General features: G+C 54.1%; 12 protein-coding genes. 7 read left to right on the top strand and 5 right to left on the bottom strand.

Annotated elements, in window-relative coordinates; all coding sequences use genetic code 11:
* Genes csaB through J0L72_07015 form a run of 4 tightly spaced genes read right to left on the bottom strand, consistent with a single transcriptional unit; the run spans window position 1 to window position 5,675 of the window.
* On the bottom strand, window positions 1–1,062 hold the full coding sequence (gene csaB, locus J0L72_07030) for a polysaccharide pyruvyl transferase CsaB (GenBank protein ID MBN8690534.1): 1,062 nt from the start codon (window positions 1,060–1,062) through the stop codon (window positions 1–3).
* A complete protein-coding gene (locus J0L72_07025) occupies window positions 1,059–2,906 on the bottom strand; it encodes a hypothetical protein (protein MBN8690533.1) in 1,848 nt (615 codons plus the stop codon). Before J0L72_07025 ends, csaB begins: the two co-directional genes overlap by 4 nt.
* Window positions 2,893–3,579, bottom strand: a complete 687-nt coding sequence (locus J0L72_07020; GenBank protein MBN8690532.1) for a rhomboid family intramembrane serine protease — start codon at window positions 3,577–3,579, stop codon at window positions 2,893–2,895. Before J0L72_07020 ends, J0L72_07025 begins: the two co-directional genes overlap by 14 nt.
* A gap of 11 nt (window positions 3,580–3,590) precedes the next feature.
* The gene (locus J0L72_07015; protein MBN8690531.1) at window positions 3,591–5,675 is read right to left on the bottom strand and encodes an Lrp/AsnC family transcriptional regulator; all 2,085 of its coding nucleotides are present in this window, start codon (window positions 5,673–5,675) and stop codon (window positions 3,591–3,593) included.
* 25 nt (window positions 5,676–5,700) lie between these two features.
* Here J0L72_07015 and J0L72_07010 point away from each other — a divergent pair, with 25 nt between their 5' ends.
* The 6 genes from J0L72_07010 to J0L72_06985 all read left to right on the top strand — a co-directional run bounded on the left by J0L72_07010 (window position 5,701) and on the right by J0L72_06985 (window position 11,979).
* Window positions 5,701–6,753 carry an alpha/beta hydrolase family protein gene (locus J0L72_07010; GenBank protein MBN8690530.1) on the top strand — a complete coding sequence of 351 codons (1,053 nt, stop codon included), beginning with the start codon at window positions 5,701–5,703 and terminating at the stop codon, window positions 6,751–6,753.
* Window positions 6,735–7,520 (top strand): GNAT family N-acetyltransferase, encoded by a 786-nt coding sequence (locus J0L72_07005; GenBank protein ID MBN8690529.1) that lies wholly within the window; start codon window positions 6,735–6,737, stop codon window positions 7,518–7,520. The genes J0L72_07010 and J0L72_07005 overlap by 19 nt, the downstream gene beginning before the upstream one ends.
* A 15-nt stretch (window positions 7,521–7,535) precedes the next feature.
* On the top strand, window positions 7,536–8,408 hold the full coding sequence (locus J0L72_07000) for a prepilin-type N-terminal cleavage/methylation domain-containing protein (protein ID MBN8690528.1): 873 nt from the start codon (window positions 7,536–7,538) through the stop codon (window positions 8,406–8,408).
* Window positions 8,409–8,491: 83 nt separating this feature from the next.
* Complete coding sequence (locus J0L72_06995; protein MBN8690527.1) at window positions 8,492–9,424, top strand: lactate/malate dehydrogenase family protein; 933 nt, start codon at window positions 8,492–8,494, stop codon at window positions 9,422–9,424.
* Between the two features lie 78 nt (window positions 9,425–9,502).
* Window positions 9,503–10,873, top strand: a complete 1,371-nt coding sequence (locus J0L72_06990) for a CPBP family intramembrane metalloprotease (GenBank protein ID MBN8690526.1) — start codon at window positions 9,503–9,505, stop codon at window positions 10,871–10,873.
* Entirely contained in the window at window positions 10,870–11,979 is a 1,110-nt protein-coding gene (locus tag J0L72_06985) for a cysteine desulfurase (protein ID MBN8690525.1), read from the top strand. Before J0L72_06990 ends, J0L72_06985 begins: the two co-directional genes overlap by 4 nt.
* On the opposite strand, the gene J0L72_06980 is transcribed toward J0L72_06985, so the two are convergent.
* Complete coding sequence (locus tag J0L72_06980; protein ID MBN8690524.1) at window positions 11,957–12,178, bottom strand: (4Fe-4S)-binding protein; 222 nt, start codon at window positions 12,176–12,178, stop codon at window positions 11,957–11,959. The genes J0L72_06985 and J0L72_06980 overlap by 23 nt on opposite strands.
* Before the next feature lie 146 nt (window positions 12,179–12,324).
* On the opposite strand from J0L72_06980, the gene pdxS reads away from it, so the two are divergent.
* The gene (pdxS, locus tag J0L72_06975; GenBank protein ID MBN8690523.1) at window positions 12,325–13,230 is read left to right on the top strand and encodes a pyridoxal 5'-phosphate synthase lyase subunit PdxS; all 906 of its coding nucleotides are present in this window, start codon (window positions 12,325–12,327) and stop codon (window positions 13,228–13,230) included.
* The last annotated feature ends 8 nt before the right edge of the window (window positions 13,231–13,238 follow it).

The raw sequence follows: 13,238 nt of genomic DNA, 5'->3' as shown, positions 1-13,238 counted from the left end.
CTAGCGCAACGTTTGCTGCAGTACTTCAAAATTCTGTTTTGCCTTCGCGATCAGAGCTTCCTTACGTTTGGCTAGTTGCGCCTCAAGCTCGGCCTTCTTCTGCATCGTGGTCACGAACGAATCAAAGACACGATCCGCAGTCAAATTGTTCATTGCAAGCGACGGCAGTCCTACTTCATTTGCGAATGCCAGCACCTTGGGGTCGTAGCTCAGCATCACCGACGGCATGTTCACGGTCGCGGCCAATATCCCCGCATGAAGTCGCATCGCGATCAATCCGTCCATGCGCGCTAAACGTCGCTGCATATCCATCGGAGTGGTCACCTTTCGAAGGCTAGGAATCTTACCGCCGTAAACCTTTTCAACTTGCTGGATCATCCCAAAGTCGAATTTCTGGTCCATCTCCACCAAGGTCGGGACGTAGCCGTTGTCGTAGAGCTTTCGGCAGATCGCCGCGATTAGCTTTGCGGTGTCTTCACCTTTTCCATGTGGCCGGGCTGAAATTCCGATGGTCTTCATTCCTGCCACGCCGAACTGGTCAGAGTCCTGCTGTGAATTCGCGGGAGGAAGTAGCCACGCCATGTCGGCAGCGACCGTCACTGGTCGCTTAACACCCAGTTCCAAAAGAGCCTTACTCGATGCGGGATCACGAACCGCGATTCCATCTGCGGCCATAAACGCTCGGCGCGCAAAAGACTTCCCCACCGGTGTGGTCAGCGGCCCAACCCCCTGCCCGAGCATCAGAACTGGCTTTCCGAGTTTTTTCGCTTCTTTGACGAGTGTCCAGTAGTAAATTGGGCTCCAAGCGCTGGATGAATCTTGGAATACGCTGCCGCCCGGAAAAACGAGCGCATCACACTCGCTGAGTGCATGGCGAATCGCATTCTTTTCTCGCCGTGCGTACGATGTGATTCCGTAGTTTCGATGAGTCTCTTCTGGGCTCCCAGAGAGAGCAATCACGTCATGCCCGAGCGGAGCGGCGCCTTCAATAAACCCTAGCAGAATGGCATCGTCCCCGAGATTGCCGCAACCAAAATATCCCGCTGCCAACAGCTTTCTCATGCCACCACCTCAAGGTCCCTAGCCAAGCGAGGCTTTGCGACCAGCCAGATTATGGCCCCGAAAATCAGTCCAAGAATGAGTCCAATCATGATCCGGAAAAGCCCGACGATGACCGGCGTGTGTAGGTGGCACATCGTGTTGACGATGCTGGTCTGCCCAATCATGCCCGCCGAGATCAGTGACAATCCGAGAATTTTGAGCTTATCGCGGTACGGCGTGATCGCCGACCGCAATGCCAAGAAGTAAACACTCAGACCCACAAACATGGCCGGGTGCCCAAACATAAACTCCTTCGTTCGAGGGCGGACCACCAGCACTTTCTCCAGCAGACTTCGGAGTTGCAATTCGAACCCGCTGACCGCACCGGGGTTATCGTTTCCTGTCCGCGCCATCATGAACGCTAGCCCAACAAGCACCAACATTCCAATGATCGTGGCCCCATATGTGATCGGATTCTTCATCCAATCGAGGTTGCTAAGTACAGAGCGCACCGCGATCAAACCGGCAATGATGATCGGCAGAAAATGCGCCAATTTGACCGCGAAGAACGTGTCAGCGCGAACGTAGAAAACTGGACCGTTGAGTAGACCGGCGATGCAAAGACCTCCAACCAAACTCACGATGCTCATCCCTGCAAACACAAGGATCGCGGGGCGTCGCCAGCTGTTCAAGGCCAATAGGAACGCCAAAATCGGGGTAACTATTGCGCCCAATGTCGCAAGATACGACGCGTCATGCTTATAAAGGCCGTAGGCAAACACGAGAACGAGAACCGCAAGTCCTGCGAGTCTCATCGGCGAATTTGTAGTCAGTCCGAGCAGCAATCCCGCCGACATCCCAACCACCGCGAGCATGATGATTGAGGTGACGATCTGCGGCACATTCGGATCGTTCCATGGCCTAGGGGCGGCGAGCGCACCTTGCTCTTTGTGAATCGCCCGGGAGACTGAATTCAACGATTGCGAGAGAGATTGCAGTGCGGTCAAACCCGAATCTTCAAACGGCCGAACCAAGAGAATCCGCTGATTTCGCTCTGAAAACGCTCTGGCATATCGCTCCACGACTTCGCCAGGAGACATTCGATCGATCTCCGCCGCTTGGATCGCGTGCAACCGAACGGTGTTGTACGCGCTCTTGAGCAGCATTGTCGTTTCGCCTGTCATCTTCGCGAATTCAGGCGAAGCGTAATACATTTTCAAGTTACGCAGGACCTCTGCGGTGTCCTTGATCTGAGCGCGAACGCCGAGAATCTGATCGCCTTGTGGCAAGTAGCCGACAGCACCCTTTGTCTTCGAATCCTCGAGTATCCGCTCGATGTATTGAGTCGTGACGCCAAAGAAATTGCTATGCCTAGCCAGGATGAGAAGCCTTGCATCTCGAATCTGCTTGCATGTGCCTGCGGGCAGCCCCAAGCTAATTAGCTTCAGCGCATCAGGCGACATGTTCAAGATGTGCAGTGTCGGTGACTCAGATTTGCGCGCATCCATGAAGCTCGAAATGCCGCGGCGAGAGAGCGCTTCCTGGGTTTGGATCAAAGCCACGGGATCCCCACTCAATGCATTGTTGGGAAGTCGAATGATCTGTCCCCGGTCAATTAGGCTTCCGACGGTCTCTTCTGGAAGCACGACCATCCCAAGGCCGTTGTTCTTGAGCGATGCCAGAGCGTCTTCCGGACTTCCACCAGAGGATGCGATCGCGTCTTGGATCACCTGCCATTCAACCGCGAGGGCAACCGCCTTATTTTTGGCTTCTACTTTGTGGCGGAGCGAAATCGAGTAGAGCGAGGTCAGTGCGGCGAGAACCACAAATCCCCAAGTCCAAATTGGTACGTTAATCTTCATCATCCGCCTCTACTTCGAGCGCTACCCCGCGTAACAGTTTGACACGTCCACCTAGGAGCAACACCGTCGCCATTCCAGCGGCAAAACCCCCTGCGTGTGCCCAGTTCGCCACCCCTTCTTGCGGGAAAAAGATCTGGAACATGAACCAAAAGCCGAGCAGCAACCAAGCCGTGACCTTGAGCGGCCACCAGAAGAGCGGGAAAACAATGAAGGTGATTTTGTTGCCTGGAAACAGCAGAAGATAGGCTCCGAGCACACCACCGATCGCGCCGCTCGCCCCTAAGATCGAAGTCATTGAGCCCGGGTGCACATAGATTTCGGCAAAGGCCGCGACCAGCCCCCAAAACAGATAGAAAAGCGCGAACTTGAGCGCGCCAAAGACGCTTTCAACGTTCACTCCAAACGCCAGAAGAAAGAACATGTTTCCGACGAGATGCGCCAGATTGCCGTGCAAAAACATGTAGGTGAAGAGAGTTGTTAAGTCCCCAGCGTCGCCTTGGCCGCGCATCGAAGCAAAAACTTCTGATGGCCTCACTGCCAAGTCCGCAAAGTTAACCGGACCTCCTGCAGCAAGTCCACCCCGATCCCAAAAGAAGATGAGCACGTTCAGAACGACCAGCGTCCAGGTGACCAATGGTAATTCTTTGGATGTTACGTTGTCCCGAATGGGAATCATGCCGTTGCCGCCTACCGATCCCAGAAGATACCGAATTGGCTCTCTTCAGGTGATGCGCCTCGGTCAGTCCAGTTCACCAGGCGTGCCGCATTTCGCGCCCAATTGGTTGCGATCGGATAAGCATCGTTTCCGCCACCGTCATAAAACAGCCCGAGCGAAAGGCAGCGATCGCGCAAACTTCCACTAGTCACTTCGGCAGCTCGCCCCAAGGTGATGTTCGACCCTTCGTACTTGTCATCGCCGATAAAGTCCATGAACACTCCGATTCCGTTGGAACTCGATGCGCCGAGGCTCAAATTTGGAGCGGTATAGGTGTCGTTTCCACTTCGATCAAGGAGAAAACCTAGCCCGAAGTCGTGCCCAGCTCCCATCGCCATGTTGGTCGTAGCTCGGTAGTCGTCGGTACCGGATTCATCTTCCAAATACCCAATCCCGAAGTGCGCGCTTGCCCCTTGGACATACCAGATGCCGTTGTATTTATCGTCTCCTGCTCGGTCGAACAAGCACCCTAGCCCATCCCAGTAGCCGACGCCTTGCCCAAAAACGCCACACGAATAGCTGTCGTTTCCGTCCAAGTCATACAGCACTCCGATTCCGCCGCTCAAACTGTGACCGTCCAGATAGTCAGCTCGCCGGCCGACACCAGCACCTTGCGATAAGCTTGCATTTGCTTGAGCCGACTGCGGGCTTGGGAAGTCGAGCACGTTGTTCTCAGCAACATATACATCGTCTCCACCACGGTCGATCACGCCACCAAATCCCATCGGTGCGCCATGACCTTGGCAATTCGCAAAGCCGTTGTACCGATCGTTCCCAGCGATGTCTTCTACCAACCCGAGCCCAAAGTTGCCATAGCCGATCCCGTTTTGATAACAGTCGTAGATGTCGTTGCCACTGGTATCGCTGATCGAGGCCACTCCCATCGTGGCTGACCCGATCCCAGGAGCGGTCGTTCGGTAAAGGTCGTCTCCCATGACATCGAAGATCATGGCGACACCCAATGCTGCGCTTGCCGGGCCGAATCCACTCGGGTTGCGGCGATTGGGTTCGTTCTTGACGGCTCGGTTCACGAGTTCTGGATTGCTCACATACTTGTCGTTCCCACGCACGTCGATCACGATGCTCGCCCAATTCGTAAAAGACCTGTTGCAAGGAAGTCCGACGTAGGTGTCATCACCGCTTGTGTCGATGATGAGGAGCGCGCTCGAATTCTCGTAGCGATTGTCCGCCCCACCCGATAGGACCACGTCTCCCCATGTCGTTGATATCTTGAAATTAAACTTTTCGCTTCGATCGACGCCGAGCAGTTTGAGCTTTGCGGCAACAGCTGAGGCTGCTACATCTTGCGAACCCGCGATGATAAACCGAATATCGAAATCTTCGATATCGCGCATGGTCTTCACGACTCGGTCCGCGTCGTATTTATCCGATTCAGGTGTGCGCGCCCGGACATAGAGCGAATCCACATTCGGCACTCTGTTGAACGCGGCTCGGCGCAGCGGTGCGGCATCCATCATCGTTGTCAGCAACAGAGCCGCCGCTTGCTTCACGGGCTCCGGCAAAGCCGCCGAATTCGGGACCGCGCCGACAATCAATCCTTCCTTTTGCATTCGCTGCAAGGTTGCAGACAGTGCACCGGGACGGTCGGCAAATTGTGCGGTGGTGGCGGCGGTATCGGCAAGAAGTGAACGCCGGATGTTGATGCCGAGCATTCTCGCGCCAACCGCAAGTTCATCATGAATTCGGTCGCTGGGTTGGGCCAGCTGATCCCGCATTGTTTCGATCATGAACGGCGCACGCCAAGGATCTGAATGCGCGGCCTCATACAACAGCGCGGGGTGATTCTTCGATTGAAAGAATGGAAGTAGCTGTTGATCGAACCGTGCCGACTTTGTCGAAAGCCCAGCAGTCCCTAGCGCGGTATCGAAAGTGTTGTCTAAACTCTGAGCTAGTGCCGAAGGAGCAAGAGCAGAAATGACAATCGGGATAAGACACTTTTTGGTGAGTTTGATCATGCTGGTGTTCACTTCGAACGGAGCTTGGGCGCAGTCTGGATCAATCTCTGAGCCGCCTCCCCCGTATTCTTTCCAGTCCATTGTATCCCCCACGCCAAAACAATTCGTGGTGAAGTTCGACAGCCCGGTCCAAACGAAATACGTTGAAAACAACTCTGTGGTTCTGCACGTTTCGTTGCCGGCCGAGCGAAGCGAAAAAGTGCCGGTGGTGATCATTGCCCACTATTGGGGAGCGACAGACCTCAAAAACGAATCCGATATGAGTGATCGATTGGCTTCGAGGGGCATCGCGTCGATCATCATCGAGTTGCCGTACCATCTCAGCCGCACGCCGTATGGCACCAGGTCTGGGCAGCTCGCGATCGAACCCGATCCGTATTTGATTCGAAAGTCGATGACTCAGGCGGTGCTCGACATTCGCCGTACCGTCGATTGGGCGGAGTTTTCTGGACTCTTTGATAACCAGAAAATAGGAATCGTTGGCACGAGCCTCGGCGCGGTTGTCAGCTCGATCGCATTCGGAGTTGAGCCTCGATTTTCTTGCTATTGCTCTGTTCTCGGCGGCGGAGATGTGGCTGCGATTTTGTGGTCGAGTTCTCGGTTGGTGAAGCAGCGTGAAGTCCTCCGTAATCGAGGCTGGAAACTCGATTCACTCCGAAAAGAGCTCGTCGAGATCGAGCCGCTGAATTACTTGAAAAAGGACGACGTTCGTCCAGCCTATTTCATCCTCGCCAGGTACGACACGGTGATTCCGGTCGAATCCCAGCGACTATTATCAGAGTCAACCGGGGACAAGCCCAAATTGTGGCTCGACACCGGGCACTATGGCGGATTTCTGGTCCAGCCGAGCGTGCAGCGAACGGTGGCAAATTTCTTCAGCGAAACCTTCCGCGGGATCCCATTTGAGCCACCAAGTCGGCTTTTCGCCCCGACTATCCGGCTGGCTTCGATCGCCGCGTTCCCAACTGGGCTACAAGTTGGCGTTGGGCTCGACCTGTGGAAGTCGAACGAGAATGCGGATGGATTTGGCACATTGATGCTCACCCCAAAAGGTCCGCAGGGGTTTATCGGCTATAAGCTCAAGGGCGGATTCGCGATCGGGGTCAGCATCACGCCGAAGCGGTCTGGTCCTGGAATCTTATGGAATTTCGTGCTGTGAGTGCCGAGAGTGTCATTCAGGCGAGTCAAGAGAACATTTTCGCGTCCTACGAACACATTGCACTGAAAATCCCTGGGGCGCGGAAGGTCGTCACACCTTACTTTGACGCTGTCGTTAGCAATCGGCCATTTAGCTTTTGCAACTTCGCGCTGAATCTGAAGGCCAGCCCGAGTGAGTTGCCACAAGTCTACGGCGAGCTAGCAAAATTAACAGCTTTGCACCCTACGATCCGATTGGTCGTGCCAGATTCGCTGGATCACGATTGCACCAAGGAAGATTTTGAGCGATGCGGATTTCATCTCAATTTCAGCCTCAAGATCATGGCGTGCACCCAGCCACTGCCGAACCCGAGCCAAAACCTGAAAATCATTGAGGCGAAAACACCCGATGAGCGGCTGCAATTTTGTGAATTTGCATTTCTGCAGTTCTTTCGCTACTCCGACAACACATTTCGCCGATTAGGGGCACTCGCAACCTCCGAATCCGACCATCGATTGTTTGGGATAGCCGACGAAAGTGGGCTAGTTGCTTCGATGATGCTGGTGGAAACAGAACATTCGGTGGGGGTTTACAACCTTTGCGTACATTCTGCAAAGCGGGGCCACGGATATGGAAAGAACTTGGTGTATCTCGCAAGCCAGATCGCAGATTCCCGAAACACCCATCTCGTATTACAGACCGGACCGGAGACCGAGAGGTTTTACGCCAAGCTAAAGTTCGAAGAATTTGGCGAACTAAACAGTTTTACTTTGCAAATTTCCGAATAATTGCGTAAGATAGGAATAGATTTGAGAAAAGCCAAGGCATTCACCCTCATTGAGTTGCTGGTTGTTGTTGGGATCGTAGCGATCCTGGCATCGATGCTTTTCCCTGTCTTCAAGAACGCACGCGAAGCTGCCAAGGCCACCAACTGCGCCGTCAACTTCCGACAGGCTGGCCTCGCTTCAGGGCTTTATTTGTCAGACAATGATGAAGGCTTTACTCCGGCCGCCTACCTGGAATCTCCAAGTTCGAACGCCAGCAACGACAAGCGATGGCCTCAATTGTTGTCACCTTATATACGGGACCGCCGCGTACTGAAGTGCCCGTCCGATCCGAATAATAAGATTTCACCAGACGCCGCATTCGATCCGGACCTTTCTCAGCTGGATACGTTGAACTTTGATTACGAAACCAGCAAGCGTACGAATCTCGGGTTCAACTACGTATTCTTGTCGCCGATCGTGACGACCGCCGGTGGCCGAACTTCAAGGCCACAGTATCTATCCTCGATCTACGACACATCGAAGACTATCCAGTTTGTGGATTCCGTTTGGGATCTCGATATCGCCGGGCGACCTTACGGCGGTGGAAACCACTTGATCGTTCCGCCTTGCCGATTTTCCAAACAAGGGAGTTCGCTCGTCGACACTTTCAGATTCGGCAGCGACGATGTCTATTTGTCGAACGACGGCTGGATTCCCGGCAATCGTGAAAGCGGATTCTTGGAGTTCGGTGGCGCTTGGCCTTGGCACACCGGAAAAATGACCGTACTTTATGTGGACGGAAGCGTCCACAAATTCGCGCCAGGACGACTTCTCGTAGGCTGCGAAGCTGCATCGCCCAACACGGGCCGAGTGTTTGATCCTGCTTCTTACTACTGGGACCTTCGCTAATACAATTGCGGGTCTGCCATAATATCCTTCGTAGCTCGTGATCGTCTTTTGCGATCCAGCCCTTGCAGGAGCAACTATTTAAAATGAAGGTTAGTATTATCGGTGGCGGCGGCCGCGTTGGATCTGATGCCGCGTTCGCATTACAACTTGGTGGCATCGTTCAAGAAATCGCACTCGTCGACATGAACCTCGACATGGCTGCTGGCGAAGCACTTGACCTGCGACACGGCTCGCACTACACCACCAGCCAAGTGATCACTAGCGGCGGCTATGAAGCTGTGACCGGTTCGAACTGCGTGGTGATTACCGCTGGTTTGCGACGTAAGCCAGACGAAACCCGGCTTGAACTGATCAACCGCAACGTCGGATTGTTCCAGTCGATCTTGGGCGAACTCAAGAAGGTCAAACTCGCCGATGACGCAACAATTTTGGTCGTTTCGAATCCGGTCGACATTCTCACTCAACTCGCTGTTGAGTCTGGAATCGTTCCAGCAGCACGAACGCTTGGTCTCGGCACCGTTTTGGACACTTGCCGATTCAGCTCCTTGCTCGCAGACCACTTCAAGGTCGGCGCAACGGATGTCAATGCACTGATTCTCGGCGAGCATGGCGATAGCATGGTTCCAATCTGGAGCTCGGCTACCATCGGCGGCGTTTCGATCGCATCCCTTCCAGGCTACGACCAAGCCACTGCCGACGGCATTTTTGACTTCACCAAGAAGTCTGGAGCTGAGGTCATCCGGTTGAAGGGTGGCGCAGGTCGCGCAGTCGGCGTTTCTATCAAGGAAGTCGTTGAGGCGATTGCCTTGGACAGCGGCCGAGTCCTCCCAGTTTCTGCGCTCCAAACCGGCAAACTTGGTATCAGCGATATCTGCCTTTCGCTTCCAACCCGCGTTGGTCGATGCGGCGCCAAGGAGATTCTGGAACCAGCTGTATCCGCAGCTGAAAAGGAAGCCCTCCACAAGTCTGCTGCAGCGCTCAAGGATGTTCTGGCTCAAGTCAAAGCCGGCGTCTAAAAGCTAATTTCGTCCAAGAAATCAGGCACGGATGAGACAAGTTCTCCCGTGCCTGCGTTCTATCAGTAAGCCCTCACCATGGAAAACGAGCCGATTGCGCCGCCCGCGCCGAATATCGATCCATCTCCACCTGTCCACCGTGATTTTTCGATCTTCAAGTGGCTATGTGTGATCGCGTTTTTTGGCCTGCTGATCTCGTTGACTCTGTTTTCAATTTCGAAAAGCGGCGAACAGAAAGCGAAAAATCCGGATGTAACCGGCAATGTCACTCAGCTGAAGATCGCCTATCTTTTAGACGCACAACCTGGTAGTGAACGAGATACCCTGAAAAAGAGATTACAAGAGGCGTCGAAGGACGTCCTAGAAGGCGGAATCGAAGGACCGGACGAAGCCATCGTCTATAGTTTTTGCCAAAACCAACTCGAGAAGAAGATTGACCTCGCGAAAATCCAGGTTCTGGCGACCTCTAAGTCCGAAACTGGAAAGAAGCTGTATCGCTTTTATCAGACCGGAACCAAGGACCCAGACCTAGCGCGCGAACTGATTTCTGACAGCAAAGAAATGGGCCCGGTTGGCAAGCTCGTCGAGTTTAGCGCGCGCCAACGATTGAATCAGCCGAAGGTCGCGACTACGGTGTGGCCGATGTCCGGGCTCTATCTTTATGTAGTTTTTGCCTTGGGCGCCTTTGGATTACTCATGTCTGGAGTGCTCGCGTGGATCATCTACTTCGTCATGCGGTCGAAGGGATTGCAGCCCGAAGGCCATCCAATGCCGGAACTCACCCAAGGTGCGGCGAGCGATATGGGACTCTATGCGGTCGCGATGATCGCAATGTTCTTTGTGATGTCTACCTTGGGCGATCCTCTGCCCGGGAACATGGCCATCAATGGCGCATTTTTTGGCGGCCTTTTTTTGCTCGGACTGATCTTGATTCTCAAGAAAAAGAAGTTTCAGGGTCGCTCCGCGTTGAGCTGGTTGAACCCGTCCACCATGCCGATCTCGAAGCAAATCGCTTGGGGATTCGCTGGTTTTTGCGCAAACCTCCCGGTGATGCTAGTCCTCGCCCTGCTCGTCAGTCCGCTGATCAAGGACTCAAATCCTAGCCATCCGGTCCAAGAGCTTGTCCAGCAAGGTGGGTTCATCACGCTATTTGGTGTCTTCCTTTCTGCAAGTGTTATTGCCCCAATCTGGGAAGAAATTGCGTTTCGTTGGGCACTCATGGGCGGAATCTTGCGGGCGACTGGCAAGCCGATTTTGGCCGTCATCTTGAGCGCATTTGCATTTGCAGCGATCCATCCACAAGGACCTGCGCTCTGGCTCATCCTGGGTTGGGTCGGCGCGATGTCCAGCCTCCTCGCTTACCACACGAAGTCACTTATTCCGAGCATCGTGATGCACGCGCTTCACAACACTGCGATCCTCACTCTGAGCATCGTTCTGACGTCATGAAGCGGCTGTACCTCGACCACGCTGCAACCACACCGATAACCGAGACCGTTGCAGAGAAAATGCGCTCTTGGAGCTCTGGGTTGATCGGCAACCCGAGCAGTTTGCACGCGGATGGCCGAAGTGCGAAGAATGCCATCGACGAAGCGAGAGAAATTCTCGCGAGTCACCTGGGTGCCCTGTTCGGAGAGATCACATTTACAGGCAGCGGTACCGAAGCGTCGAATCTGGCAATCTTCGGCACCGCCTTTCAAGCATTAGCGTCTGGAGATCAGCGGCGAAAGTTCGTGTTCTCTGCCGCAGAGCACCACTGCGTTCTGCACACTGCCGATCGACTGCGCCTACTCGGATTCGAAGTCGTCATCATCCCTGTCGACCGATATGCACGGGCAGTTGATCCAGCCAGTTATATCGACGAAAACACGCTTTTGGTGGCGGTGATGCATGCGAACAATGAACTTGGGACTCTCAATGCTTCTTTTGATAAAAAGGGTGCAAGGCTGCTTATCGACGGCGTTCAAACTTTGGGGCATTTTCCGCTGAACGTGGACGAACTAGATGCAGATTTCTTATTGCTTTCCGCTCATAAGATCGGGGGGCCAAAGGGCATTGGCGCGCTCTATTGCCGAAGCGGAGTGCTGATCGAACCTTTGATCGTCGGTGGTGGACAGGAACGCGATCAACGTGCAGGCACCGAAAGTGTGGAAGCGATTGTGGGCTTTGGCGAAGCTGTCCGAACACTTCGGTATTCCGGCTCGGAAGCATGTGACGCGTTCTGGAACACGGTTGGAGATGAAGTCATTCGTTCCGTCCCGCCGGAAATTCCGACAATCGGGAACATCGCGCACTTCCGCGTGCCAGGAATCAACGCAGACAACTTGCTAATCAAACTGGACCGGTTAGGAATCAGTGCGAGTAGCGGTGCGGCGTGTAGCAGTGGGAGCATCGAACCCAGCCATGTGCTCTTTGCTTGTGGCTACACCGAAGCAGAATGTAAACAGGGTATCCGGTTCTCGTTTGGAAGCGATCAGAGTGGTGAGGACGGGGTGGAAGCCGGCAACCGGCTCAAACAAGCGATCTCAGAAATCAATCGAGATCGCGGATGCTGAGCGCTCCGCTCGGACATCGCTTGACTTGATTTTCAATCTCAACGGCGGTTCCGCCTTCAACATTGACCCAAGGGTGTTGCTTGAGGTTGAACACTCCCGGTAGTTCCCGGACGCATCGCCCGCTGTGGCAGCACTTCCCCGGCTCCCAGACCACGGCCTTTTTGCCAAATTTGTATTCCTTAACCTCCCCATCACTCATGCACACAATTTACTGGAATCTCCTCAAATATGTTTAAGAAATCTCTACTTTCTTGACTATATTGGTAAAAATTGGCCGCAAGGTACAATTTTGGTTCATGCGCTGAGTTCAATCGAACTCAATTTTGCGTAGAACTTGAAGAGAGAATGAGCGACGTGAGCAACAACGGAGTAGCCAAGAACACTTGGCGCGAGAAAGTCGGCTTGGCCGAAATGCTAAAGGGTGGGGTCATCATGGATGTCGTCAACCCAGAGCAAGCCAAAATCGCTCAGGATGCCGGTGCCGTCGCTGTGATGGCGCTTGAAAGAGTCCCCGCCGATATTCGCAAAGATGGCGGTGTCGCCCGAATGAGCGACCCGGAAATGATTCTCGAAATCAAAGAGGTCGTCAGTATTCCGGTGATGGCCAAGTGCCGAATCGGACACTTTGTTGAAGCTCAGATTCTCGAAGCACTCGAGGTCGATTTCGTCGATGAGAGCGAAGTGCTCACCCCAGCGGATTACGAAAACCACGTCGACAAGCACGCTTTTAAGGTGCCGTTTGTTTGCGGTGCGCGCAACCTTGGAGAAGCACTCCGACGATGTGGCGAGGGCGCCGCTATGATCCGCACCAAGGGCGAAGCGGGTACGGGTGACGTCGTCGAAGCGGTGCGCCACATGCGCACGATCATGAAGGAAATCCGAATCGTCCAAAACGCCCGCGAAGACGAACTGTTTGTACTCGCGAAGGAGCATGCAGCCCCACTTGAATTGATTCGAGAAGTCCATCGAACGGGCAAACTCCCGGTGCCAAACTTCAGCGCAGGCGGCATTGCCACTCCCGCCGATGCTGCTCTCATGATGCAACTTGGCGCGGAGACGGTTTTCGTCGGCAGCGGAATTTTCAAGAGCGGCGATCCGGTCAAGCGGGCCAAAGCCATTGTCGAATCCGTGCTGTTCTACCGCGAACCGAAGAAGCTCGCAGAAATCAGCAAGGGCTTAGGCGAAGCGATGGTTGGAATCAATTGCGACCGATTGCCGGAATCTGAACTACTGGCAACGCGCGGTTGGTAAACTGCCAA

The organism is Armatimonadota bacterium, from assembly GCA_017303935.1.
Taxonomy (GTDB): Bacteria; Armatimonadota; Fimbriimonadia; order Fimbriimonadales; family Fimbriimonadaceae; genus JAFLBD01.
This window is presented reverse-complemented; position numbering and strand designations above follow the sequence as displayed.